This window comes from Streptomyces sp. NPDC049585 (assembly GCF_040675615.1).
GTDB lineage: Bacteria > Actinomycetota > Actinomycetes > Streptomycetales > Streptomycetaceae > Streptomyces > Streptomyces luteosporeus.
The window spans coordinates 43,317-66,767 of record NZ_JBFAPE010000020.1 but is presented as its reverse complement, the minus strand read 5'-3'; the positions used below and the strand labels follow the sequence as shown (position 1 = coordinate 66,767).

The following is a 23,451-nucleotide window of genomic DNA, read 5'->3' as shown; positions in this document are numbered from 1 at the left end:
CGCATATGTGTGGAGCGAAGGCCGGCGGCCCCGACGCCTCGGCGGTCAAGCCCGGTGAGACCACGATCCAGGGCTCGGTGACCCGCGACGGCGAGCCCGTGACCGGTTACGTGCGCCTGCTGGACGCCACCGGCGAGTTCACCGCCGAGGTGCCCACCTCGGCGACCGGGCAGTTCCGCTTCTACGCGGCCGAGGGCACCTGGACCGTACGCGCCCTCGTGCCCGGCGCCACGGCGGAGCGCACCGTCGTCGTCCGGGAGAAGGGCGCGCTGGCGGAGGTCGCCATCGCCGTCTGAGACGGCACGAGGCGGCACGAGGCGGCATCCGAGAACAGCGAAGGGCCGCACCCCAGGGGTTGGACGCCACGATGGGGGTGCGGCCCTTCGCGCTGCACGGCTTCCGGTCGTACGGTGAGAGTGTGTACGCGCGGCGCAGGCACGTCTACTTCGCCATGATGGGCACCTGCATCTTCCTGTTCGTCCTGGCGTGGTCCGTGGTGCGCCTGTGGTCGGTGCCGGCGGCCGTGGGGCTGTGCCTGTTCGCCATGGTCATCCCGCCGGTGGCCGCCATCGTCGCCAACCGCCGGGGACCCGACGACCGCTGGTGGGACGACCCGTCGGGCGACCCCGAGTCGGACAAGTGGTGGGACGAACTGGACGGGAAGCGACAGCGCGATCAGTAGACGAGCGCCTGGACGCCGTCCGCCATCGCCTCGCTCACGAAGACCTGCGCGCCGGCGATGCGCGCGCCCTCGATGAGGTCCTTCTCCTCGATGCCCCGCCGTGCCGCGCACTGCGTGCACAGCGTGATCATTCCTCCGCCGGCCTTGATCCCCTCGATCAGCTCCGGCAGCGGCGCCGCGTGCGGCAGCTCGAACTCCGCCGCCCGCCCCGGCAGCGCGAACCACGACGACTCGCCCGTCAGCCACAGCGACACCTCGACGCCGCTGGCCACGGCCACCGCCGCCACCGTGAACGCCTGCGAGCACCGCTCGGGCGCGTCAGCGCCCGCCGTCACCTTGATCACCAGCTTCTTCGGCATGCGGCCACTGTAGGGCGCGGGACGCGCGGACCCCACGATCAACCTCACAGCGCCCCGCCGCACCCGGCGGACTAGACTCGTCCCCGCTACGCACACGTACACGTACCACCCACTCCGACCGAGGAGCGCGCTCGTGCTTGAAGGCTTCTTCACCACCCTGCTGGTACTGGTCGCCGTCGGCGTACTCGCCTTTATGGGCCTGACCTGGAAGAAGCTGTACCAGGGCCAGCGCTGACCCCTTTGTCCGCACCCACGACAGATCGCCTGAGCTCATGATCGAGATTCCGTCCGACCTCCACCCCAGCCTCGTCCCCCTCGTCTTCCTCCTCGGCAAGTGGGAAGGCGCGGGCGTCGCCGACTTCCCCGGTGCCGAGCAGTGCAACTTCGGGCAGGAGGTCGTCTTCAGCCACGACGGGCGTGACTTCCTCGAGTACGTCTCGCACTCCTGGGTGCTCGACGCCGACGGCAAGCCCGTCAAGCCGCTGGAGACCGAGAGCGGCTACTGGCGCATCGACAAGGACCGCAAGGTCGAGATCGTCATGATCCGCGACTCCGGCATCGTCGAGGTCTGGTACGGCGAGCTGGCCGACCAGAAGCCGCAGATCGACATCGCCACCGACGCCGTCGCGCGCACCGCCGCCTCCGGGCCCTACTCGGGCGGCAAGCGCCTGTACGGCTACGTCAAGGGCGACCTGATGTGGGTCGGCGAGAAGGCCACCCCCGAGGTGCCGCTGCGCCCGTACATGTCGGCCCAGCTGAAGAAGGTCCCGCAGGCCGAGGACCTGCAGGCCTGGGCGCGCAACCTGCCCGACGACATGCCCGACGGCGTCGCCTTCTTCAACCCCGACGGCACGCCCTACAAGCCCGAGGGCGAATAACACCCAGCACCACCCGGCACGCCGCGGGGGAAGTCCGGTCGAAATCCGGCGCTGACCCGCAACGGTAGGCGGCAGGTCCTGTACAGGGTCTGCCGCAAGCCCGATCGCCCGCGGCGCGCCTGCTCCCTGCCCGACTCGCCGTGGACTGCGAGGGGAGATCCCCGTTCGTACGCGTGGACGCCTGGACGCGCGTACGCCCAGCACACGGCCCGAGGCGAAGGCGTACGCCCGTCCCGTGTCGACCGACCCCCCGGCCACCCGCACCGCACGACGGCCCCTGCCACCCCTGATCGCCGGGCTCGCCGCCGCCCTCCTGGTGTCGCTGCTGTGCTGCACGGCCCTCGGCGCCGCCGGCATCGGCTGGGGCCGCACCCTGCACTACCTGCACGCCGGGCTGACCGGCGGCACCATCACCGCCGACGAGCTGCCCGCCTACAACGTCGTCTGGGAGCTGCGCCTCCCCCGCGCCCTGCTGGCCGCCGTGGTCGGCGCCGGGCTGTCGGCCGTGGGCGTGGCCGTGCAGGCCATGGTCCGCAACGCCCTCGCCGACCCGTTCGTCCTCGGCATCTCCTCCGGCGCCGCCGTCGGCGCCAACGCCGTCCTCATCTTCGGCGCCCTCGGCTCGCTCGGCGTCTGGGCCCTCTCCGGCGCCGCCTTCACCGCCGCCCTGCTCTCCATGGCCCTGGTGTACGCCGTGGCCCGCACCCGCCAGGGCCTGACCCCCCTGCGGCTCGTCCTGACCGGCAGCGCCATGTACTACGGCTTCTCCGCCGTCACCACCCTCATGGTCTTCGGCGCCGAACGCGGCGAGGCCGCCCGCTCGGCCATGATGTGGCTGCTGGGCAGCCTCGGCGGCGCCTCCTGGGCCTCCGTACCGGTGGCGGCCGCGGTGGTGCTCGCCGGCACCGGCTGCCTGCTGTGGTGGGGCCGCAGCCTGAACGCGCTGGCCATGGGCGACGAGACCGCGACCACCCTGGGCGTGGACCCCGACCGGCTGCGCCGCCTGCTGTTCGTGGTCACCGCGGCCGTCACCGGCGCCGTCGTCGCCGTCAGCGGCGCGATCGGCTTCGTCGGCCTCATGGTCCCGCACGTGGCCCGCATGCTCGTGGGCGCCGACCACCGCCGCGTCCTGAGCGTGGCACCCCTGCTGGGCGCCGTCCTGCTGGTCTGGGTGGACGTGGTCTCCCGGTTGTTGCTGGCCCCGATCGAACTCCCGGTGGGCGTCATCACGGCCCTCATAGGCGTCCCGTGCTTCGTGGCACTGATGCGCCGCCGCGGCTACGTCTTCGGAGGTGCGTGATGCCCGGTCGTGCCCACCCATGGCGGGGTCGCTCCTGATGCGACTCGACATCGAAAAGCTCGATGTGGACGCCGCAGGCGTACACCTGCTGAAGGACATCACCCTGCACGCCCCCACCGGCAAGGTGATCGGCCTGGTAGGCCCCAACGGCAGCGGCAAGTCCACCCTCCTGCGCTGCGTCTACCGCGCCCTGCGCCCGGCCGCCGGCCACGTACGGCTCGACGGTGACGACGCGCACGCCCTCACCGCCCGCGAGGCCGCACAGCGACTGGCCGCCCTGCCGCAGGACGCGGCCGGCGGTGAGTTCGACTTCACCGCCGCCGAGGTGGTGGCCATGGGCCGTCTGCCGCACCAGCGGGCCGCGGCCCGCGCCACGGCGGCGGACGCCGGAGCGTGCACCGCCGCACTGGCCCGCGTGGGCGCCGCGCACCTGGCCGAGCGCGGCTTCCTGTCGCTGTCGGGCGGCGAGAAGCAGCGGGTGCTGATCGCCCGGGCGCTGGCCCAGGAGCCGAAGGTGCTGGTCCTGGACGAGCCGACGAACCACCTGGACATCTCGCAGCAGCTGGAGGTGCTGGCGCTGGTGCGCGGCTCGGGCCTGACCGTGCTGGCCGCGCTGCACGACCTGAACCTCGCCGCGACCCACTGCGACGAGCTGTACGTCATCGCCGCCGGCCGCATCGTGGCCTCCGGCCCGCCGCACTCCGTACTGACCGCCGAGCTGCTCGCCGAGATCTTCGGCGTCCGTGCGCACCGGGTGCCGCACCCGGTCTCCGGTGTGCCGCAGCTGCTCTTCGACCGCCTCCCCCGTTAGGACCGCATGCGTACCAGCCCTGCCCGCCCGTCCCCGGCCCCGCTCTTTCTGGCCCTGCTGTGCGCGATCACCCTGACGAGTTGCGGCGCGAAGGTTTCGGACGCTTCCGGCGACAAACAGGTCGCAGACCGCTCCTCGGGCCACTATCCGGTCACCATCGAGAACTGCGGCGTGAAGACGACGTACGACAAGGCACCGCAGCGCGTGGTCACCAATGACGTGGGCATCTCGGAGATCATGTTCGCGCTCGGCCTGGAGGACCGGATGGCGGGCTACGTGGCGCCCGCGTACGCCACCAGCCGCCCGGACGCCGACGTCCCGTGGAAGGACGGCTACGCGAAGGTGAAGCGGCTGTCCACCAAGGAGATCAACAAGGAGCTGGTGCTGGACGCACGGGCGGACCTGGTCTTCGCGGGCTGGAACTACGGCTTCGGCGAGGGCAACGGCCTGACGCCCGAGCGGCTGAAGCAGCTCGGCGTGGGCTCGTACGTGCTCACCGAGTCCTGCCACAACGGCACGGGCGGCTCGCGCGGCGTGATGCCGCCGCTGGAGGCCCTGTACACGGACCTGGAGACGCTGGGGAAGATCTTCGACGTGGAGGACCGCGCCCGCGCCCTCGTGGCGGGCTTCCGCAAGCGCGTGGCCGACGCCCAGGCGCAGGTGCCGAAGGACGGCCGGGCGCCGCGGGTCTTCCTCTACGACGACGGCCGCGACAAGCCCGTCACCGCCGGCGCCTACGCGGGCGCCCACGACATCATCACGAAGGCGGGCGGCGACCATGTGATGAAGGACTTGAAGGACACCTGGGTCAACGTCGGCTGGGAGACCGTCGTCGAACGCGACCCCGAGGTCATCGTCATCAACAACTACGGCGACGTCGGCGCGGAGCAGAAGAAGAAGTTCCTCATGTCCTACCCGCCCCTGGCGGGCGTCTCGGCCGTCAGGAACGACCGCGTCTTCGTCCTGGACTACGTCGACCTCGTCGAGAGCCCCCGCAACCCCGCGGCCGTCGCCGCGCTCGCCGGCTACCTGAAGGGGGTACGCGGGCACTGAGGCTGCCTAGACTGGGGGCGTGGTGGAAACCGACTGGCAGAGCGACCTCCGAAAGCGCGGCTACCGGCTGACCCCGCAGCGCCAGCTCGTCCTGGAGGCGGTCGACCGGCTCGAACACGCGACGCCGGACGACATCCTGACCGAGGTCCGCCGGACCGCGGGCGGGGTGAACATCTCGACCGTCTACCGGACCCTGGAGCTGCTGGAGGAGCTGGGCCTGGTCAGCCACGCCCATCTCGGGCACGGCGCGCCGACGTACCACCTCGCCGACCGGCACGACCACATACACCTCGTCTGCCGCGACTGCACGGGCGTCATCGAGGCGGACCTGTCGGTGGCCGCCGGCTTCACCGCGAAGCTGCGCGAGGAGTTCGGTTTCGAGACGGACATGAAGCACTTCGCGATCTTCGGCCGGTGCTCCGGCTGCGCCTCGAAGGAGCAGGGCGGGGCCCCGTAGGCTTGGGGCATGCTGCCTCACACGCCCAGCCCGCTGCTGTCGTCGCCCGGCGCCGTCGCCGCCGAGAGCCCGGACGAAGGCGTCGCCGCGCACTACGGCGACCCGTTCCGCGAACAGCGTGCGCTCGCGGACGGAACGGGTTTCGTCGACCTCTCGCACCGGGGCGTCGTGGCGGTCACCGGGCCGGACCGGCTGAGCTGGCTGCACCTGCTCGTCACCCAGCACGTCAGCGAGCTGCCGCCCGGGCAGGCGACGCAGGCGCTGATCCTCTCCCCGCACGGCCACATCGAGCACGCGCTGTACCTCGTGGACGACGGCGCGACGACGTGGATGCACGTCGAGCCCGGCACGCAGGAGGCGCTGATCTCCTACCTGGAGAGCATGAAGTTCTTCTACAAGGTCGAGGTGGCCGACCGCACGGCCGACGTCGCGGTGGTCCACCTGCCGGCCGGCTCGATCGCCGAGGTCCCCGGCGACGTCGTCGTGCGCGAGACGTCGTACGGCCGCGACCTGTTCCTGCCACGCGAGCGCCTCGCGGACTTCGCCGCCGCCCACGGCCCGGCCGCGGGCGTGCTGGCGTACGAGGCACTGCGCGTGGAGGCCCACCGGCCGCGGGTCGGGCGGGAGACCGACCACCGCACGATCCCCCACGAGCTGGGGCTGATCGGGGTGGCCGTGCACCTGCAGAAGGGCTGCTACCGCGGTCAGGAGACCGTGGCGCGCGTGCACAACCTGGGCAAGCCGCCGCGCCGGCTGGTCTTCCTGCACCTGGACGGCAGCGAGGTCACCCTGCCGGGTCACGGCGCGCCCGTCCGCCTCGCCGCCGACGGCCCCGAGGGCCGTCAGCTGGGCTTCGTCACGACGTCGGCCCGCCACCACGAGCTGGGCCCGATCGCCCTGGCCCTGGTCAAGCGCAACGTCCCCGTCGACGCCCCCCTCCTGGTGGGCGAGGGCACGGCCGCGTCGCAGGAGGTCGTGGTCGAGCCGTAGGCCGGACAGGCCCTAGACCTCCAGCAACACCGTGAACGGGCCGTCGTTCGTGAGCGACACCTTCATGTCCGCCCCGAACACGCCCGTCTCCACCCGCGCCCCGAGCGCCCGCAGCTGGGCGACGACCTCGTCGACGAGCGGCTCGGCGACCTCTCCGGGCGCCGCCGCGTTCCACGTCGGCCGCCGCCCCTTCCGGGCGTCACCGTAGAGAGTGAACTGGGAGATCACCAGCAAAGGTGCCCCCACGTCGGAGCACGACTTCTCGTCCGCCAGCACCCGCAGGCTCCACAGCTTGCGGGCCAGGCGCGCGCACTGCTCCCGCGTGTCCTCGTGCGTCACGCCGACCAGCACGCACAGGCCCTCGCCGAGGATCTCGCCGACCACCTGTCCGTCCACGGTGACGCTCGCACCGTTCACCCTCTGCACCACTGCACGCATACGGACCATGATGCCCTGCGCCCATTCAGGGCTGTTCGGGCGGAGAGACCCTGCGCCCGGGGCGCACGGAATGGCACGATGCGTGCAGGCGGTGCCTTTTGCGGGCAACGGCAAGGCGATCCGGCCGCACACCGCCTGCCCGAGGGGACGGAACCGCATGACCACACCCACCGAGGACGGCCCCCTGCTGGAGGCAGCCGAGTTGCGGGACCTCAGGGACCCCCACGACAACAGGAGCCACCTCGACACCAGAGACCTCAGGGACCACAAAAGCTTCAAGGACCTCAAGGCAGTGGACAGCTTGCAGGCCAGGCCACCGAGCCAGCGCTCCGGCCGGCTGGCGGACGTCGCCGGCCGCCGGCCGACCGAGCTGCGCCTGTCCGAGCTGCGCGCCCTGCGCCGGGAGTCCCAGCGGGAGGAGGCCGACCTCAGCTACGTGCGCCGCCTGCTGCAGGGCCGCATCGACATCCTCCGGGCGGAGCTGGGCCGGCGGGCCGCCCCGGGCTCGCCGCCCGTCGAGCGGCTGCTGGTCGACCGCCTGCCGGAGATCCTCGCCGACGGCCCCTCCGACCACCGCTCCTCCGCCCGCCACGTGACGCTCGGCACGCCGCACGGCGAGGAGTACCGCCGACTGGCCGACGACATGCTCTCCGAGGTCGGACTGTCCGACCTGGGCGCCCGCACCGACCAGGAACTGCGCGACGGCATGCGCCGCCTGGTGGCGTACGAGCGGCAGGTCTCCGTGCGGCGCCGGCGGCTGCAGCGCACGGCCGACGACTGCGGCGCCGAGATCGCCCGCCGGTACCGCGAAGGGGAAGCCCAGGTGGACGACCTGCTCCCGTGACCGCCGACGCCTGAAGGCCGCCCTTCGGCCAAATTCGGGTGCGACCCGCCGCGTTGCTGCCTAGCGTTCCCGCATGAGCGTTGAGGTGCGCACCATCGACGAGTCGGACCTGCCCGGCTGGATCCGGGCGATGAACACCGGGTTCCTGCGCCCGCCCGGAGGCGACAAGGAGGAGGTCGCGCTGCGCACCGCGGGCACGGACCTCGATCGCGCCCAGGGCGCCTTCGACGGCGACCGCTGCGTCGCCACGTACCGCAGCTTCCCGCAGCGCCTGAGCGTCCCCGGCGGCCGCAGTGTCGCGGCCGACGCGGTCTCCGGCGTCACCGTCTCCCCCACCCACCGCCGGCGCGGGCTGCTCAGCCGCATGATCGAGCGCGATCTGCGCGCCGCCAAGGAACGCGGCGACCTCGTCGCGACGCTGATCGCCGCCGAGTGGCCCATCTACGGCCGCTACGGCTTCGGCCCGGGCACCTGGACCACGCGCTGGGAGGTCGAGGTCGCCCGTACCGGCCTCGACCGGCGCTATACCGGCCCCACGGACGGCGGCCGCGTCGACCTGGTCGGCCTCGACACCGTGCGCGCCCTGGGCCCGGCCCTGCACGCGCGCATGGGCACCGTGCGGCACGGGGTGGTCGACCGCGCCGACCGCTGGTGGCAGATGAACACCGGTGTGCTGCCGCGGCCGGGCACGACGTGGACGGAGCCGTTCACCGCCCTGTACCGCGCCCCCGACGGCACCCCCGAAGGGCTCGTCGCCTACACGTCCGACGACGACTGGGACGCCAAGCGCCCCCGCAACACCCTCACCGTCCTCGACCTCGTCGCCGTCTCCTCGCGCGCCGAACGGGCGCTGTGGCACTTCCTGTTGTCCATCGACTGGGCCTGGACGGTCGACTCCGGCCACCGCGCCCCGGACGACCTGCTGCCGCTGCTGCTGCCCGACGTCCGGGCGGCGCGCGTCACCACCCACGCCGACTTCCTGTGGCTGCGTCCGCTCGACGTACCGGGCCTGCTGCGGGAGCGCGCGTACGCCGTGCCGGGAGCGCTCGTCCTGGAGGTGAGCGACCCCTCGGGGCTCGCCGGCGGGCGGTTCCTGCTGGAGGCGGACGAGGGCGGGGCGCAGTGCGCGCCCACCACCCGTCCGGCCGACATCGCACTGGACCTCGGCGCCCTGAGCGCGCTGTACCTGGGCGACGAGTCGGCGGTGCGGCTGGCGGCGCTGGGCCGGCTCGACGAGCAGCGACCGGGCGCGGTGGCGCGGGCGGAGCTCATGCTGCGGACGGCACGCCGCCCGTGGTGTCCCGATTCGTTCTGATCGGTCCGGTGGAACCGCGGGGCAACGGACCTTTTCCCACTGATCACTTGACCTCAAGCATGGTTGAGGTCGGAGGCTTCTTCCAGCGGACGGCACGACGCCGGCCGCGGCAGACCACTGCCACAACCCGCCCTGGAGAAGAGGCCCGCAGCCATGTCCGCCACCGTCGCCCCGACCGTCGCCGAGACCCCCGCCGCCCCCCGCCCGGACGCCCCCTACCGGCTCGCCGTCGTCGTCGCCTCGACGCGCGAGGGCCGCTTCGGGCCCGTCGTCGCCGCCTGGCTCGGCCGGCAGCTCGCCGGACGCGACGACGTCCAGGTCGACGTCATCGACCTGGCCGACCACCCGCTGTCCGGCCACCTGTCGAAGGAACCGGACGCACAGGACACCGCCGTCCTCGCGGCCGTCACCCCGCGGCTCGCGGCGGCCGACGCCTTCATCGTCGTCACCCCCGAGTACAACCACAGCTACCCGGCCCCACTGAAGAACCTCATCGACTGGCACTACACCCAGTGGCAGGCCAAGCCCGTCGCCTTCGTCTCCTACGGCGGTCTCTCCGGCGGCCTGCGCGCGGTCGAGCACCTGCGCCCGGTCTTCGCCGAGCTCCACGCCGTCACCATTCGCGAGACCGTCAGCTTCCACAGCCCCTGGGGCCGCCTGGACACGACGGGCCTCCACCTCGACGAGGAGGCCGGCACCGCGGCCGCCGGCGCGGCGAAGGTGATGCTCGACCAGCTCGCCTGGTGGGCCGTCTCCCTGCGCGAGGCCCGCGCGGCCCGCCCCTACGGCAAGTAAGGCCGTAGGGCTGCGCCCCGTGAGGGGCGCAGGGAACTGCGCGACAAGCCACGACGCACCGGCAGACGAAGGGCCGAGGTGGCGCCCTCGACTGCGCGCCGTCGGTAGCCGCAGCTCAACACTGCCCGGCGCCCCTCACGGGGCACTGCACGATCCACCGGACAGGTCCTGGGCAACAGACGGGCCGTACACGTACGGGGTCGTCGTGGTGAGCGGGACGAAACCGAGCCGCTGCAGGATCGGCCGGCTCGTCGGCAACGCGTCCACCTGCAGGAAACGGTAGCCGCGCTCGGCCGCCATACGGGCGCGTGCGGCGACAAGCGCCCGGTAGACACCCCGGCCGCGCCACGCCGGAACGGTGCCGCCGGACCACAGGCTCGCAAAGCTCGTTCCCGGGTGGAACTGCAGACGGGCGGCACTGATCGGTTCGTCGCCGGCCATGGCGACGAGAGCGGGAACCGCCGTCGGATCGGCCGCCAGCTCGTCCAGCAGCTGCTGCACGACGGACGAACGGCTGTGGCCGAACGCCAGCTCGTGCACGGCCGCCACGAGCCGCACGCCCGCGGCGTCGGTCACCGGCTCCAGCCGGACGCCGGGCGGCAGGGAGGGAGACGCCGACAGACCGCCGTGGACGGGGGTCTCGGCGACCATCAGCGTCTCCTCCTCCTCGGCCACGAAGCCCGCCGCCAGGAGCCGCCCGGCCAGCCCGGGCGGGCTGTCGTGGCCGTACAGCTTCCACTCGAACTCGCGGTCCAGCGCAGTGAAATACCGCACCTGCTCCGCGACGACGGCGTCGACGGCGGCCTCGTCGGCCCCGTCCAGGCCCGACCAGACGATGCCGTTCCAGCCGTGCGCGCCGGCACCGACGTACCGCACGACGGGCCCGTCCTGCTCCACCCGGTCCCCGGACGCCTCGGGCCGGGTGTCCCGGCGCATCTCACGGTCGAAGAGCGCGAGCAGAGCGGCTTCGGTGATGTTCATGGAGCCACTGCAACACCGGCAACGCGCGACGGCAAAGCATTAACGGCACCATGGCGCCCCGTAGGGGGGCGCGGGCAACTGCGCGATCAGCCGGACGCTTCCCTAGCCCTTCGGCTGGGTGAAGCGGATGTTGTTGCCGAACGGGTCGCGCAGCCCGCAGTCGATGCCGTACGGCCGCTCGGTCGGCTCCTGCGTGAACTCCACGCCCCGGGCGAGCAGCTCCTCGTACGTCTTGCGGCAGTCGTCGGTCGTGAGGATGAGCCAGCCGGCCATCGCACCCTTGGTGATCAGGTCGCGGACCTGCGCCGCGGTCTCCTCGGACATGTGGGGGCCGCCCGGCTTCTCCAGCAGGACCTCCCGGCCCGGCTCGCCGGGCACCCCGACGGTCAGCCAGCGCATGAAGCCCAGGTCGACGTCCGCGACAACCTCCAGCCCCAGCTTGCCGACGTAGAAGTCGAGGGCCTCGTCCTGGTCGAGGACGTACATCTGCGAGTGCGTAATGGCGTTGAACATGTGCCCAACGGTATGCGGCGCGCGGGCGGAAAACTTATCCGGAACTGCTCGATGCGGGGCGCGCTTCCGCAGGTCGCAGCCACGCCATGGCGAAACAGCTGGGAACCTCCTGCACGGCCGCGGCCCGCTTGCGGTACTCGCGCGGCGACTGCCCCACGATGTCGCGGAAGGTACGGCTGAACGTACCGAGGCAAAGGGCGGCGGCACCCCTGCGGGGTGCCGCCGCCCTTTGCATTGTTTCCGCCGATCAGTAAGCGGAATTGACGTTGTCCATCGAGCCGTACTTGTCGGCCGCGTAATTGCAGGACGCGACGATGTTGGCCACCGGGTCCCAGATGTTCCAGGAGGTGCCGTCGACGTGATACGCCTTGAACGTCGGGTCGATGATCTGCAGCAGACCCTTGGACGGGACACCGTTGACGGCGTTGACGTCCCAGTCGTTGATCGCATGCGGGTTACCCGTGGACTCACGCATCACATTGCGCTTGATGCCCTCGTAGGAACCCGGGATGCCCTTGGCCTTCATGATGTCCAGGGACTGACGGATCCAGCCGTCCAGGTTGTCCGCGTAGGCCTTGGGAGCCGGGGCGGCCGGCTTGGCGGCGGGCTTGGCGGCGGGCTTGGCCGGGGCAGCCTTGAGGGCCTTGCGGGCCTCGGCCCGGCTGGCGGCCTCCTTGGCTGCGCGCTCGCGGTCGGCCTTGGCCTTGGCGGCGGCGTCGGCCTCGGCCTTGACGCGGGCCTGGGCGTCGGTCTTCGCCTGGGCGGCCGCACCGTCGGCGGCCTTGGTCAGCTCCTCCTGCTGGGTCTCACCGAAGGACTGGGCGCTCCAGGCGACCGGCTTGACCGAGGTGGTGTCGGCGGCCACGGCGTGGGAGGCGAGGCCGAACCCCAGGGTGGCGGCACCGGCCACGGCGACGCCGGCGGCGGAGAACTTGTGGAACTTGGTGAGACGGGTATAGCCGGAGTGGGTGGAGCGCATATCTGAGCTGAACCTCTTCCAATCGCGAAAGTCGCTGCGGCCTTGCACGGCGCATAAGAGAAGCGCCGTTTGTCGGTCGACGGCGCCGTGGCGACCCCGCAATTGTTAGCGGCGGCGAAAACCCCGCGCAATGATGTGACGTACTACATGACGCCGTACCTCCCCTGCCCGCTCAGTGAAGCGATTCCCATTTCTCCGCGCATTCGCGGCCTTTCACAGCACGGCCCCGGGCCGTATGTGACGCAGGCCCTATGCCCGGCCTCACATTCCGGGCCCCCTTTTCTCACCTGCCGTGACCGGGCGCATACGAGAACAGACGGTCCTGGTCGGCCAGGATGTCGATTTCGACGATCCGGCCGTCCGCGATCGTGAAGCCCATGACCGCCATCAGGCGACCCTCCACCTCCGTGACCACACCGACCGCACCATTGACCAGCGCCGGCCGCGCGGCGTGCGAGAACTTCCGGAAGGTGAGCGCCTGCCCGGCCACCGCGGCCGCGCCCCGCACCAGCTTGGACGCCCCGGCGCCCACCGCCACGGCACCGGCGTCCGCGCGCAGCACCACGTCCGGGTCGAGCACCGTGAGGAGCGCGTCGAAGTCGCCGTCGCGCGACGCGGCGAGGAAGGCGTCGACGACCTCCCGCTGCAGCCCCAGGTCGGCGTCCGGCGTCGGCGCGGCGCCCCGCACCCGCCGCCGGGCCCGGCTGGCGAGCTGTCTGGCCGCGGCCGGCGTCCGCTCCACCACGGGCGCGATCTCCTCGAAGGGGACGCCGAACATGTCGTGCAGGACGAACGCGAGCCGCTCGGCCGGTGCCAGCGTGTCGAGGACGACGAGCAGCGCCAGGCCGACGGAGTCGGCCAGCAGCGCCTGCTGCTCCGGGTCGGTGCCGTCCGCGCCCTCGTGCCCGACGTGGCTGACGACCGGGTCGGGCACGTGCACGCCCATGGGCTCCTCGCCCCGGGCCGTGCGGGAGCGCAATATGTCCAGGCACACCCTGCTGACGACCGTGGTCAGCCACCCGCCCAGGTTCTCGATCGCACCCGAGTCGGAACGGCTGAGCCGCAGCCACGCCTCCTGCACGGCGTCCTCGGCCTCGCTGAGGGAGCCGAGCATCCGGTAGGCCACCGCGCGCAGGTGGTCCCGGCTCGCCTCGAACCGTTCCGCGAGAAGATCACGCTCGTCCATGATCGGTTTCTACCAGGCCCTTCCGGCGACCTGCCGGGTCGTGACGTTGAGGCGGTTGAAGAAATTGCTGAGGGCTATCCACAGCGTTATGGAGGCGAGCTGCCGCTCGTCGTAGTACTCGGCGGCCTCCTGCCACACCGTGTCCGGCACCGGATCCGGCCGGTCCGCCAGTCGCGTGGCCGCCTCGGCGAGCGCCAGCGCGGCACGCTCGGCGTCGCTGAAGTACGGCGCGTCCCGCCAGGCGGCCACCGCGAACAGCTGCTCGTCGCCCGCGCCCGCCTTCCTCGCGCTCGCGGCCCCGGCGTCGACGCAGTAACCGCACCCGTTGATCTGGCTCACGCGCAGGTGGACCAGCTCCAGCGTCCGCTCGTCGACGCCCCCTTTCTTCGCCGCCTTCAGCACCCCGAGAATCGGCGTCATCGCCTCCGGAATGACCACCGCGGGGTTCTGCATCCGTGCCTGCAGCGTCGTCATTGCCACCACCCTCGCCCTCGCCCTCGCTCGCGCTCCGGTTTTCCGCCCGTCACTGGATTGACGGATCGCGGCCGGCGAATGTGACCGGCTCCCGCGCCGGACTTCGTCACCCCGCCGGCCCACGGCGGATGCGCCGCCCACCACGGCCCCGACACCCTGGGAAAAGGGCCCCGCGGACCCACGCCGGCCACGCCCCCGGCGGACACACCCGCAGAAGGCCGCGAGAAGGCCGCGAGAAGATCGCAGGAAAGGCCGTGATGACCGTGACCGCCACAGCCAGGTCCTGGTTCGTCACCGGCGCCTCCTGCGGCCTCGGCCGCCACCTCGCCGAGTTGCTGCTCGCCCGCGGCGACCGGGTGGCGGCCACCGCCCGCCGGGCGTCCGAGCTGGACGACCTCGCGGCCGCCCACGCCCGCGAAAGCCTGTGGGTACAGGCCCTGGACGTCACCGACGCCGACGCCGTGCGCCGCACGGTCGACGCGGCGTTCGCCGCGCTCGGCCGCGTCGACGTCGTCGTGAACAGCTCCGGATCCGGCCCGCTCGGAGCAGCGGAGGAGATCACGGACGCACACCTGCGCCACCAGCTCGACGCCGACCTCCTCGGCGCGGTCCGGATCGCCCGCGCCGCCCTGCCTCACCTGCGCGAACAGGGCGGCGGCCGGATCCTGCAGGTGACCGGCGCCGGCGGCCACGACGCCCTGCCGCTGATGAGCCTGCGCCTCGCCGCCGCGCGCGGCGTCGAAGGCTTCTTCACCTCACTCGCCCGGGAAGTCGCGCCCTTCGGCGTCCGGATCACCCTGATCGAACAGGCCGACGCCCCCGCCGCCGACCGCGCCGCGCCCCTGGCCGCGTACGAGGGGACGCCCCTCGCCGAGCTGCGCCGCACCCTGACCTCCGGCGCCGTACGCCCGCTGAACGATCCGGCCAAGACGGCACGTGCCGTCCTTGACTGCGCCGACCTCGAACCGGCCCCGCTCCGCCTGGTCCTCGGCAGCGACGCCTACGAGACGACCCGCACCGCTCTCGCCCGCCGCCTGACGGACCTGGAGGCCCAGCGGGAGATCGCCTGGTCGACGGACGTCGACGACGTCCGCCACTAGGCCGTGTCCGGCGGATCATGCAGTGCCCCGTAAGGGGCGCGGGGAACTGCGCGATCAGCCACCGGCGGCCTGCAGACGACGTATCACCCCCGCGGGGTCCGGGCGCGGCACGGCACTTCGTCTGCGGGCGCGTCGTGGCTTGTCGCGCAGTTCCCCGCGCCCCTTACGGGGCGCCGTGGTGACGCGTGACGAAGATCCGCCGGACACGGCCTAACACGCGCACCGGGGCCCGCCACCGGAACCGCCACCGGAACCGACGTGTGCCGAGGCTCGATAGTTGTCACTGGCGGATCCGAAGGGGTGGCAGAAGGCCGGGCCGAAGCAGCCTGGTTGTCACCTGGAAGGCAGGCTACTTGTCACAGATGCCCGGTGCCTGTCGATCCCTCATCTCGTGGTCCGCCGGCGGCTCGGGCTTGACGACCGTACCGGCACAGCGTGACGGCGCCGGTCACGAGGACGCGCATGCGCCGTCTCCCCCGGGGTGGCGCGAACCGGAAGAAGTGTCACCAGGGCACCTCGCCCTCGTCGTCGAAGAAGCGGCCGGTCGGCCCGCCGGCCGGTACGGTGGCCAGCCGGATCGCGGCGGCTGCGCCCTGCTGGGGGGTGCGCACTCCCCGGAAACCGTTGAGGTCGGTCGCTGTGAAGCCGGGGCAGACGGCGTTGATCAGGATGTGGGTGTCGGCCAGTTCCTTGGCGTACTGCACGGTGACGGCGTTGAGGAACGTCTTCGACGGAGAGTAGGCGACGGAGATGGGGCCCGTCTCGGCGCCAGGCGTGGTCTGGAGTGTGAGGGAGCCGACGCTGCTGGAGACGTTCACGATCCGCGGCGACGGCGAGCGGCGCAGCAGAGGGAGCAGGGCGTTGGTGACGCGGATGACGCCGATCACGTTGGTCTCCACGGCCGCCCGTACCCGGTCGACGTCGACCGTGGTGGGCTCCTGCGGTCCGCCGCCGGTGATCCCCGCATTGTTGACGAGCGCGTCGAGCCGCCCGGTCCGCTCCTCCATCAGCCGAGCCGCCGCTGTCACGCTGGCGTCGTCGGTCACATCCAGCGGCACGCCGAACGCGTCGGCTCCGGCCGCGCGCAGCTTGTCCACAGCGGCCTCGCGCCGCTCCTCGTTCCGCGCGCCGATTCCGACGGACCAGCCGAGGGCGCCGAGCCCGGCGGCGATCTCGTACCCGATGCCCTTGTTGGCCCCGGTCACCAGCGCGACCTTGTGGTGGTTCACGGTGTTCGTCTCACTCATGACATCGATACTTCTCCCCTGCCAGGCAGGGCGTCCAAGACCGACTGGGTGGACGGCGATACCGCCCGGGTATCGCTCCTGGCTGTCCCGGTTAGGCTCGCGGGGTGGAGACACGTGAGCTGCGGTACTTCGTCGCGGTCGCCGAAGAACTGCACTTCGGCCGGGCCGCGCAGCGGCTCGGGATCGCCCAACCCCCGCTGTCGCGGGCCATCGGCGGGCTCGAACGGCGCCTGGGCACCCTCCTGCTGGAGCGCGGCAGCCGGGGTGTCGCCCTGACCGGGGCAGGGGCCGTACTGCTGCGGGAGGCGCGGGCGGCGCTGGACGCCGTCGAGGCCGCCGAACGGCGCACCCTCCGGGCCGCCCTCGCGGCGACCGGCCGCCCCACCGTGGTCCTGGCCGCGAAGGCAGGCGCCTCCGCTGAACTGCTGGCGAAACTCCTCGACGCCTACGCCGCCGGGCCCGGCGCCGTCGCCGTGGACGTCGTGCTGTGCGGACCGGGCGAGCAGGCACGGTTGCTGCACGACGGCCGGGCCGACGTAGCCCTGCTGCATCGGCCATTCGACGACACCGCCTGCTTCGACACCGAGGACCTGCACTCCGAGGGTCAGGTCGCGATCCTCCCGGCGGGCCACCCTCTCGGCGCCCGCCCCCACGTGCGGCTCGCCGAGGTCACCGACCTTCCCGGCCTGCCCCTGCCCCGCTGGCCCCGCCCTGACGGCACCTTCCCGGACGGCCCCGGACCGCAGGTGCGCGACCACACGCAACTCACCCAGCTCATCGCCCTCGGCCGCGCCTGCGCGGTCGTGCCGGAGTCGGGCCGCACCGGCCTGCGCGAGGACCTCACCGCCGTACCGGTCCCCGACGCCCCCCGCGTCACCACGGTCATCGCCTGGCCCCCGCACAGCCGCTCAACGGCGGTCGCGGGACTGGTCCGCGCCGCCACCGCCCTGTGACCGACGGCTGTGAATGCCGGGACACCGTGCTGGATTCGGGGACAGCGTCCGGTCTGCCATCAGTTCCCGGCACATCGTGCGGTACGAGGTGACTGGCCGTTTCACCGGCGTTGCCCGAACCACAGCCAGGCTCCGACGTGAAGTGACAACAAGCCTGCCTCGGTGACACCTGTCGCGCCTCGGCTCACGACGGATGTGACTCGTCTCAGTAGTTGTCGTCTGCCCGATGAGCGGAGCAGCGACGATCGATCGGGATTGGCACGCTAACTGTCGCCGATGTGGCGCCCTTGTTGTCGTGTCCGTACGGGCCGTGCACGGACGGGCACCAATTTCGAAGAGTGCTGGAGGCCCACGAAGGCGGAGTCTTTCCCTGGTGGAGTGAGTGCTGTCGGTGAGAACCCCACCTATGGCCGTGGGGACGGTGCGGATTCCTCCACCCGTGCGCTGTGGTCGCACAACTGCCGGTGGACGGACCTGTTGGTGCCGGTGTCAGTCGACGCGGAACGCCGTGATCTCGATTTGCGGGACGGATGGACGCGCCGCTGGACGGCTTCCTGGCGGGCTGGGGAGACGCCGGTCGTCAGCCCGGTACGGGCGCTCGCGGATGCGCCGGTCTCGGGACGGACCCCGGTGCGCCGGTTCACCTGGCGGCGAGAGCAGCGGCACCGTCCAGGTCTGGAGTTCCTGAGCAGTACGGGTCGGCGGCACGGCTTCGAGAGCCTGGAGGAGGACTGGCTGCTGCGAGTCATGGACTTCGCTGGAGGTGTGGTGGAACTGCTTCCTCAGCCTCTGGAGATCACATTCCGGACGCGGTCGTCCGGGCGGCGTCGGCACACGCCCGACTTCTTCGCCGTGACGCGGGCGGGATCGTGGCTGATCGATGTGCGTCCGGCGAAGCTGATAGATGCCGGGGCGAGGGAGTCGTTCGCGGCGGCGGCCGAGGTGGCGTTGGTCGCGGGGTGGCACTACGTCGTCGTGGCGGGTTGGCGGCCGCAGGTGCTGTCGGGGCTGGACGCCATGTACGCGCGGCGCGGCTCGTCGGGGGATCCGCTGGGTCTGCGTCCGGTGTTGCTCGCTCGGGCTGCTGCCGGGGTGACCTTCGGAGAGCTGGCGTACGGCTGCGAGTACTGGCCTGTGGCCCGGGCCCAGCTGCTGCACCTGCTGTGGCACCGCAGGCTCGGCGTCGACCTGGCCGTGCCGCTGACGGATGACTCGCCGATCGTGCGGGCGGGAGGCGAGGGCTGATGGCGGTCGGTCTACTCGACGTCTCGCCCGGCGCCGCGGTTGTGCTCGACGGTGTGCGGTGGACGGTGGAACGGCAGGAGCCCCACCTGGGCCGGGTGCAGCTGGTTACCGCGGACGGTGTCCGGGAGCAGGTCAGCTTCCGTTTCCTGGTCAACCACCCGGGCTGTCGCGGCGCGACCGATACGGGTGCGTGGGGAGCAAATCGGGGACGGCAAGAGGTGTCGCTGCGGGATCTTCCCGACGACAAGCAGCGGCTGGTGAGGCTGCGGTTCAGCCACCTGATGGAGGTCAACACTGGCTTCCGCAGCGGCGACCGGCTGCGTCCGCGGCCGGGGGAGCCGAAGCCCGAGTACGACCCGGATCGCACCACGCTGACCCAGCGCCGGCAGGCGAAGGCCGATGAGCTGGCGGCACTCGACTGGGAGGAGGCCCAGGCCCTGGGGCTGGCACGGGTGGGTGTGCGCACGCTGGAGCGGTGGGAGCGCAAGAGGAAGCGGTTCGGGCTGATCGGCTGCGCGGACGACCGCTGGCTGCGTGAGAGCGGCGGTCATCCGAGCATCACCGAGGAGGTCCGCGAAGCGATCTTCGCGGTGCGCGAGGAGACGCGACAGCGGTCCCGAGTGAGTGCCCGCACCCGCGCGGTGATGATCCACCGGTACGTGCGTGAGACCTTCGGCGACGAGGTGGCCGTGCCCAGCTACGAGACGTTGTTGAGGGTGTGGAAGGAGTGGTTCGGCCCGGGCGGCGGCCGTCAGCGTTACGTCCGCTCGGCGGCACGGCTGCCCGAGAAGCACGGCCACGTACTGGTCACCCGCCCCGGTCAGGTCGTCGCGCTGGACAGCACCGTGCTTCCGGTCATGGTGCGCGAGCACGTCTTCGGCGATCCGGTCCGGGTCCACCTCACCCTCGCCCTGGACGTGTTCACCCGTTCCCTGTGTGCCTTCCGTCTCACCCTGGTCTCGGACACGTCGGTGGACGTGGCCATGGTGCTGCGGGACGTGATGCTGCCGCTGCCGATGCGGGCGGACTGGGACGAGGAGATGACCTGGCCCTACCCGGGGCTCCCCGCCGCGGTGGTGGCCGAGTTCACGGGGTACGAGGTGGCCGGGCTGCCGTTCTTCACGCCAGAGACGGTGACGACCGACCACGGCTCGGTCTACCGCAACCACCACCTGGTGGAGGTCCAGGAGGCGCTCGGCTGCCGGATCCTTCCGGCCCGGGTGCTGCGGCCCACGGACAAGCACACCGTGGAGCGCGTTTTCGGCTCCGTCCGCTCGCTCCTGTTCGAGCACATCGCCGGCTACACCGGCATCGACGTCGCCGACCGCGGCGCGGCCCCGGAAGACGACGCGGCGCTGACGGTGGCGCAGATGGAGCACCTGATCGCCACCTGGGTGGTGAAGGTGTGGCAGAACCGCAGGCTGGGGGAGTACGCCCCGACCTGGGATCCGGGAGGCGACCACAGCCCCAACTCGCTGTTCGCCGCGTCCTTCGCGCAGAGCGGCTTCCCGATGGACATCCCCTCCCCGGATCTGTACTACCGGCTGCTGCCCGAGCACCAGGTCAAGCGGATCGATCCCCGCCGAGGAGTCAAGGTCAAGGGCCTTTGGTACGACGGCCCCGCCCTGGACGCGTACAAGGGCCTGGCCTCCAGCCGCGGCGGGCGCCACAAGGGGCAGTGGGTCATCCACCGTGAGCCGAGGGATCGCCGCACCGTGTACTTCCAGGACCCCGCCACCCACGAGTGGCATCCGCTCGCCTGGACCGGACTGCCGCCCGACGGCACCGACCTGCCCGCCTTCGGCGACCTGCGCGTGGAGGAACTGCTCACCCGTGTCCGACAGGCGGGACTGAAGCCCCAGACCGACGCGGAGCTCCTGCCGGCGCTGCTGAAGATGATCGGCGCCGTCGACCCAGTGGTCGACTGGCCCATCCGAATGACCAAGGCCCGGCGCATCCGGCACGCCCGCGAAGCCGCCCAAGCCGCGGCGGCAGCGGCCGACCGGCCGCCGGAGACCCGACCCGCCCAGGACCGTCTTCGCCCGGCTACCGCCGTCGGCAAGGCCGAGCCCTGGCCAGAACAAGCCCGCCGAGCCACCCGGGCCCTGGACGCCGAGCGCCGACGGCGCCGCGAAGAACGCGTCGGCGACACCCGGCCGGGACTGCCTCCCCGGCTGGGCGCCACCTACCGCGCCCACAGCCTCTTCCTCTTGCCCGCCGAGGACGACAGCGACGGTGAGGACAGCACGGACCCCCGACCGCCTCAGCCCTACCAGCGCCCGGAACAAGGGGAGTGACATGGCAGACGACCACCGGCACAACGGAGCATCCGCCGCGCCGCTGCCGTTTCTGCGCTTCGGGCCCCGCCCCGACCGCACCACCTGCACCGGCTGGCAGGAGTGGCAACTCACCCGCGGCCTCTTCGTCCCCGCCCCACGCCTATCCCGCGCCGAGTTCGACGCCCTCTCCCCGCGCGGGCGCAGCGTGCACAACCTGCACCGCACCGCGACACACGTGAACATGCGACTGCTGGAGACCCCGATGAGCGCCGCGGTCGTAGAGGTGATGCGCGACCGCATCGACAACAACGCCCTGCGCTTCGGCCCCGGCACCCGCGACGGGCTGATGATCACCGGCGGCGGCTACCAGGGCAAGACCGAGACTGTCTGCGAGGCATCCGCCGACTTCGAGGACTTCTGGAAGAATCTGTGCCGCCAGCTCAACCCCGCCGCCCTGCCCGGCACCCGCGACCTGTTCGCCCCCGTCGCCTACTGCCAGACGCCGGTCCGCTCCACGCCGATGGCCCTGTGCGAGGCCATCCTGGACTTCTACCACGCCCCCTACGGACGCAACCTGCGCGGCATGATCCGCAACGTCCGCGCCTCCATCAGAGCCCATGGAACCTCCGTACTGCTGCTGGACGACATCACCCGGCTGAAGATGCACCGCGAGGATGACCAGGACACCCTCGACCTGATCCGCGACCTCATGAGCCTGGACGTCACCCTGGTCCTGATCGGCGTCAACATCCCCCGCTCCGGGCTGCTGCGCGAGGGATGGTTCGACCCGCGCACCCAGCAGTGGGTCCTCCCCGCGCTCAAGGAGGGCCGCAGCTACAACCCGGACGCCTCCACCCAGACCGAGCGCCGCTTCGACCTGATCGAACTCGCCCCCTTCGACACCACCACCTCCGTTGGCACGACCGGGTTCGTCGAGCACCTGGCCGGCATTGAGGACCAGCTGCGGCTGTTCGACGCCGAACCCGGCATCCTCACCGGCGGCGACATGCCCGAATACCTCTACCGTCGTACCCACGGCGTCGTCGGCCTGCTGCGCCGGCTCATCGAGGACGCCTGCACCCGGGCGATCCGCACCGGCCTGGAGACCATCACGACCGACCTGCTGGAGACCATCACCATCAACCTCGGCAACGTCCCGGACCGCGACCCGGGCGCGGGAGAGATCCCCGACATCGACCTCACTCCCGAAAGCACGAAGCGCCCGCCGAAGAAGCGCAAGCGCGTCCGGAACACCGTCTTCGACGACCCCGGCACAACCGCGGCAGCCGAAGCGTGATCCGCGACCTCACCCCTTCCCAGCCACTGCCCCGCAGCCTTTCCCCGCTGCCGGACGAGATCCTGCCCGGCTACCTGATGCGTCTGGCCCACCGCGCGGGCACCACCGTGGACGAGATCGCCCACCGCACTGGACTACGCGGCCCGCGCGTCCGGAACCCGATGCTCCTCAGCTACCTCCACACCCTCGACGAAACCCGGCTGCAGGCCCTGGCGGAGGCGACCCGGCTGACCCCGGCCGAGGCCCGCTCCCTGCTCCTGGGCCCTCTCGCCGCCCGCTACGGCCCGCTGGACCCGCACTACACCCGCCGCGCCACCCCGATGCGCGTCATCAACAACAACCCCTGGGTATGGACCACTACCTGGCGCTACTGCCCCCAGTGCCTCGCCGGCGATCCGGACGATGCCATCCAGCAGCTCCACGGCGGGGCTTGGCGGCGCCACTGGCGTCTGCCGCCCGTCTTCTCCTGCCTCACCCACCGAAGGCTCCTACGGCATCTGTGCCCCGGCTGCCACACGCTCGTCGCCACCGCCGAGATGATCGACCGCACCGACGAAGACGACCTCCATCCCACCCAGTGCCGACGACGCGGGTGCGGCACCCAACTGGCCGACCCCCAGGGCCATGCGGAACCGGGCCTGGACGCGTCTACCCGACGCGTCCTCGACCGCCTCCAGCGCCGCTTCGCCAGGCTGCTATCCCCCTCCGCACCGCCCACCGTCCGCAGCACCGGATGGCCGATCCCCGCAGCCCAGTACTTCATGGACCTGCGGACCGTCACCGCCCTGACCTTGCTGTCCTGGCCCGCCGCCCGCCCCCTGTGCGCGACGCCACTGCTCGCCCAGGTCCTCGACGCCGAAGCCGCCTGGCGCCACCGCGAGTACGAGCGGCTGCTGCACGGCGCCAAGAAGCACAGCTCCCAGGCGTTCCTGCGCCCCGCCGTCGACGCTCTGGCCGGAGCCGCCGCATGGGACGTGGCAGATCGTCTCCTGCGCCTGAACGAGGCACAGTCTCATGAGGCACTCACCCCCTTGACAGAGACCGCCGCCTCTCGCGCTACCGCTCTGGCCTCCTACTTACGGCACCTGCCCGGCAGTTCCCTCCCCCTCCAGCTCGCCCTGACTCCGCGTGCGCCGCGGGGGCCCGGACGACGATGGCAGGCCAACGCGCTCGACGAGCGCGACCGCTGGCGCACGCAGACTGCAGCGGGTCCGGTGGCAATTGCTTAGCGTGACCGGAAGTCGCCCTACGAGGCACTGGGCCGCTCGTCGAGGG

At 71.9% G+C, this 23,451-nt stretch carries 25 protein-coding genes, 1 pseudogene and 1 riboswitch; of the genes and pseudogenes, 17 read left to right on the top strand and 9 right to left on the bottom strand.

Going from position 1 to position 23,451, the window contains the following annotated elements; translation table 11 throughout:
- Nucleotides 1-5: 5 nt before the first annotated feature.
- Complete coding sequence (locus AB0K17_RS20815) at nucleotides 6-296, top strand: DUF1416 domain-containing protein (protein WP_365983799.1); 291 nt, start codon at nucleotides 6-8, stop codon at nucleotides 294-296.
- 71 nt (nucleotides 297-367) lie between these two features.
- Nucleotides 368-682, top strand: coding sequence for a DUF3099 domain-containing protein (locus AB0K17_RS20810; protein WP_365967327.1), 315 nt, complete (start codon nucleotides 368-370; stop codon nucleotides 680-682).
- Here the strand turns inward: AB0K17_RS20810 and AB0K17_RS20805 are convergent.
- Nucleotides 676-1,041, bottom strand: coding sequence for a DsrE family protein (locus tag AB0K17_RS20805; RefSeq protein ID WP_344432502.1), 366 nt, complete (start codon nucleotides 1,039-1,041; stop codon nucleotides 676-678). The two genes, AB0K17_RS20810 and AB0K17_RS20805, sit on opposite strands and share 7 nt — an antisense overlap.
- A gap of 272 nt (nucleotides 1,042-1,313) precedes the next feature.
- On the opposite strand from AB0K17_RS20805, the gene AB0K17_RS20800 reads away from it, so the two are divergent.
- The 6 genes from AB0K17_RS20800 (at nucleotide 1,314) to AB0K17_RS20775 (ending at nucleotide 6,530) form a co-directional block, all read left to right on the top strand.
- Nucleotides 1,314-1,919: an FABP family protein gene (locus AB0K17_RS20800; RefSeq protein WP_365983798.1), complete on the top strand. Its 606-nt coding sequence runs from the start codon at nucleotides 1,314-1,316 to the stop codon at nucleotides 1,917-1,919.
- Between the two features lie 26 nt (nucleotides 1,920-1,945).
- A riboswitch (cobalamin riboswitch) is annotated at nucleotides 1,946-2,029 on the top strand.
- 125 nt (nucleotides 2,030-2,154) lie between these two features.
- Nucleotides 2,155-3,219, top strand: coding sequence for an iron ABC transporter permease (locus AB0K17_RS20795; RefSeq protein WP_365983797.1), 1,065 nt, complete (start codon nucleotides 2,155-2,157; stop codon nucleotides 3,217-3,219).
- Nucleotides 3,220-3,256: 37 nt separating this feature from the next.
- Entirely contained in the window at nucleotides 3,257-4,030 is a 774-nt protein-coding gene (locus AB0K17_RS20790; protein ID WP_365983796.1) for an ABC transporter ATP-binding protein, read from the top strand.
- A 6-nt stretch (nucleotides 4,031-4,036) separates the two neighbouring features.
- The gene (locus AB0K17_RS20785) at nucleotides 4,037-5,083 is read left to right on the top strand and encodes an ABC transporter substrate-binding protein (protein ID WP_365983795.1); all 1,047 of its coding nucleotides are present in this window, start codon (nucleotides 4,037-4,039) and stop codon (nucleotides 5,081-5,083) included.
- Between the two features lie 19 nt (nucleotides 5,084-5,102).
- Nucleotides 5,103-5,540, top strand: a complete 438-nt coding sequence (locus tag AB0K17_RS20780) for a transcriptional repressor (RefSeq protein ID WP_365967322.1) — start codon at nucleotides 5,103-5,105, stop codon at nucleotides 5,538-5,540.
- A 9-nt stretch (nucleotides 5,541-5,549) separates the two neighbouring features.
- Nucleotides 5,550-6,530, top strand: coding sequence for a folate-binding protein (locus AB0K17_RS20775; RefSeq protein WP_365967321.1), 981 nt, complete (start codon nucleotides 5,550-5,552; stop codon nucleotides 6,528-6,530).
- Nucleotides 6,531-6,542: 12 nt separating this feature from the next.
- On the opposite strand, the gene dtd is transcribed toward AB0K17_RS20775, so the two are convergent.
- Nucleotides 6,543-6,968, bottom strand: a complete 426-nt coding sequence (gene dtd, locus AB0K17_RS20770; RefSeq protein WP_365967319.1) for a D-aminoacyl-tRNA deacylase — start codon at nucleotides 6,966-6,968, stop codon at nucleotides 6,543-6,545.
- Between the two features lie 157 nt (nucleotides 6,969-7,125).
- Between dtd and AB0K17_RS20765 the strand changes: the two genes are divergently transcribed.
- The 3 genes from AB0K17_RS20765 (at nucleotide 7,126) to AB0K17_RS20755 (ending at nucleotide 9,922) form a co-directional block, all read left to right on the top strand.
- Complete coding sequence (locus AB0K17_RS20765; RefSeq protein ID WP_365983794.1) at nucleotides 7,126-7,812, top strand: AmfC protein; 687 nt, start codon at nucleotides 7,126-7,128, stop codon at nucleotides 7,810-7,812.
- A 73-nt stretch (nucleotides 7,813-7,885) separates the two neighbouring features.
- Nucleotides 7,886-9,127 carry a GNAT family N-acetyltransferase gene (locus AB0K17_RS20760; protein WP_365983793.1) on the top strand — a complete coding sequence of 414 codons (1,242 nt, stop codon included), beginning with the start codon at nucleotides 7,886-7,888 and terminating at the stop codon, nucleotides 9,125-9,127.
- A gap of 153 nt (nucleotides 9,128-9,280) precedes the next feature.
- Nucleotides 9,281-9,922, top strand: coding sequence for an NAD(P)H-dependent oxidoreductase (locus AB0K17_RS20755; RefSeq protein WP_365967316.1), 642 nt, complete (start codon nucleotides 9,281-9,283; stop codon nucleotides 9,920-9,922).
- Between the two features lie 135 nt (nucleotides 9,923-10,057).
- On the opposite strand, the gene AB0K17_RS20750 is transcribed toward AB0K17_RS20755, so the two are convergent.
- The 6 genes and pseudogenes from AB0K17_RS20750 to AB0K17_RS20725 all read right to left on the bottom strand — a co-directional run bounded on the left by AB0K17_RS20750 (nucleotide 10,058) and on the right by AB0K17_RS20725 (nucleotide 14,046).
- Entirely contained in the window at nucleotides 10,058-10,897 is an 840-nt protein-coding gene (locus AB0K17_RS20750; protein ID WP_365983829.1) for a GNAT family N-acetyltransferase, read from the bottom strand.
- A 108-nt stretch (nucleotides 10,898-11,005) separates the two neighbouring features.
- On the bottom strand, nucleotides 11,006-11,416 hold the full coding sequence (locus AB0K17_RS20745) for a VOC family protein (protein WP_365967315.1): 411 nt from the start codon (nucleotides 11,414-11,416) through the stop codon (nucleotides 11,006-11,008).
- A 34-nt stretch (nucleotides 11,417-11,450) separates the two neighbouring features.
- Nucleotides 11,451-11,603 (bottom strand): annotated as a pseudogene (locus tag AB0K17_RS20740) (AraC family transcriptional regulator); the annotation flags it as partial.
- A 60-nt stretch (nucleotides 11,604-11,663) separates the two neighbouring features.
- Nucleotides 11,664-12,395 (bottom strand): transglycosylase SLT domain-containing protein, encoded by a 732-nt coding sequence (locus AB0K17_RS20735; protein ID WP_365983792.1) that lies wholly within the window; start codon nucleotides 12,393-12,395, stop codon nucleotides 11,664-11,666.
- A 283-nt stretch (nucleotides 12,396-12,678) separates the two neighbouring features.
- Entirely contained in the window at nucleotides 12,679-13,581 is a 903-nt protein-coding gene (locus AB0K17_RS20730) for a sigma-70 family RNA polymerase sigma factor (RefSeq protein ID WP_365983791.1), read from the bottom strand.
- 9 nt (nucleotides 13,582-13,590) lie between these two features.
- A complete protein-coding gene (locus AB0K17_RS20725; RefSeq protein WP_365967362.1) occupies nucleotides 13,591-14,046 on the bottom strand; it encodes a carboxymuconolactone decarboxylase family protein in 456 nt (151 codons plus the stop codon).
- A gap of 266 nt (nucleotides 14,047-14,312) precedes the next feature.
- Here AB0K17_RS20725 and AB0K17_RS20720 point away from each other — a divergent pair, with 266 nt between their 5' ends.
- Complete coding sequence (locus AB0K17_RS20720) at nucleotides 14,313-15,155, top strand: SDR family oxidoreductase (RefSeq protein ID WP_365983790.1); 843 nt, start codon at nucleotides 14,313-14,315, stop codon at nucleotides 15,153-15,155.
- A gap of 503 nt (nucleotides 15,156-15,658) precedes the next feature.
- On the opposite strand, the gene AB0K17_RS20715 is transcribed toward AB0K17_RS20720, so the two are convergent.
- Nucleotides 15,659-16,402, bottom strand: a complete 744-nt coding sequence (locus AB0K17_RS20715) for an SDR family oxidoreductase (RefSeq protein ID WP_365983789.1) — start codon at nucleotides 16,400-16,402, stop codon at nucleotides 15,659-15,661.
- A 104-nt stretch (nucleotides 16,403-16,506) separates the two neighbouring features.
- Here AB0K17_RS20715 and AB0K17_RS20710 point away from each other — a divergent pair, with 104 nt between their 5' ends.
- The 5 genes from AB0K17_RS20710 to AB0K17_RS20690 all read left to right on the top strand — a co-directional run bounded on the left by AB0K17_RS20710 (nucleotide 16,507) and on the right by AB0K17_RS20690 (nucleotide 23,405).
- Nucleotides 16,507-17,355, top strand: coding sequence for a LysR family transcriptional regulator (locus tag AB0K17_RS20710; protein ID WP_365983788.1), 849 nt, complete (start codon nucleotides 16,507-16,509; stop codon nucleotides 17,353-17,355).
- 378 nt (nucleotides 17,356-17,733) lie between these two features.
- Nucleotides 17,734-18,600: a TnsA-like heteromeric transposase endonuclease subunit gene (locus AB0K17_RS20705; RefSeq protein ID WP_365983787.1), complete on the top strand. Its 867-nt coding sequence runs from the start codon at nucleotides 17,734-17,736 to the stop codon at nucleotides 18,598-18,600.
- Nucleotides 18,600-20,897, top strand: a complete 2,298-nt coding sequence (locus AB0K17_RS20700; protein ID WP_365983786.1) for a transposase — start codon at nucleotides 18,600-18,602, stop codon at nucleotides 20,895-20,897. The genes AB0K17_RS20705 and AB0K17_RS20700 overlap by 1 nt, the downstream gene beginning before the upstream one ends.
- 1 nt (nucleotide 20,898) lies before the next feature.
- Nucleotides 20,899-22,176 (top strand): TniB family NTP-binding protein, encoded by a 1,278-nt coding sequence (locus AB0K17_RS20695; RefSeq protein WP_365983785.1) that lies wholly within the window; start codon nucleotides 20,899-20,901, stop codon nucleotides 22,174-22,176.
- Nucleotides 22,173-23,405, top strand: coding sequence for a TniQ family protein (locus AB0K17_RS20690; RefSeq protein ID WP_365983784.1), 1,233 nt, complete (start codon nucleotides 22,173-22,175; stop codon nucleotides 23,403-23,405). Before AB0K17_RS20695 ends, AB0K17_RS20690 begins: the two co-directional genes overlap by 4 nt.
- The last annotated feature ends 46 nt before the right edge of the window (nucleotides 23,406-23,451 follow it).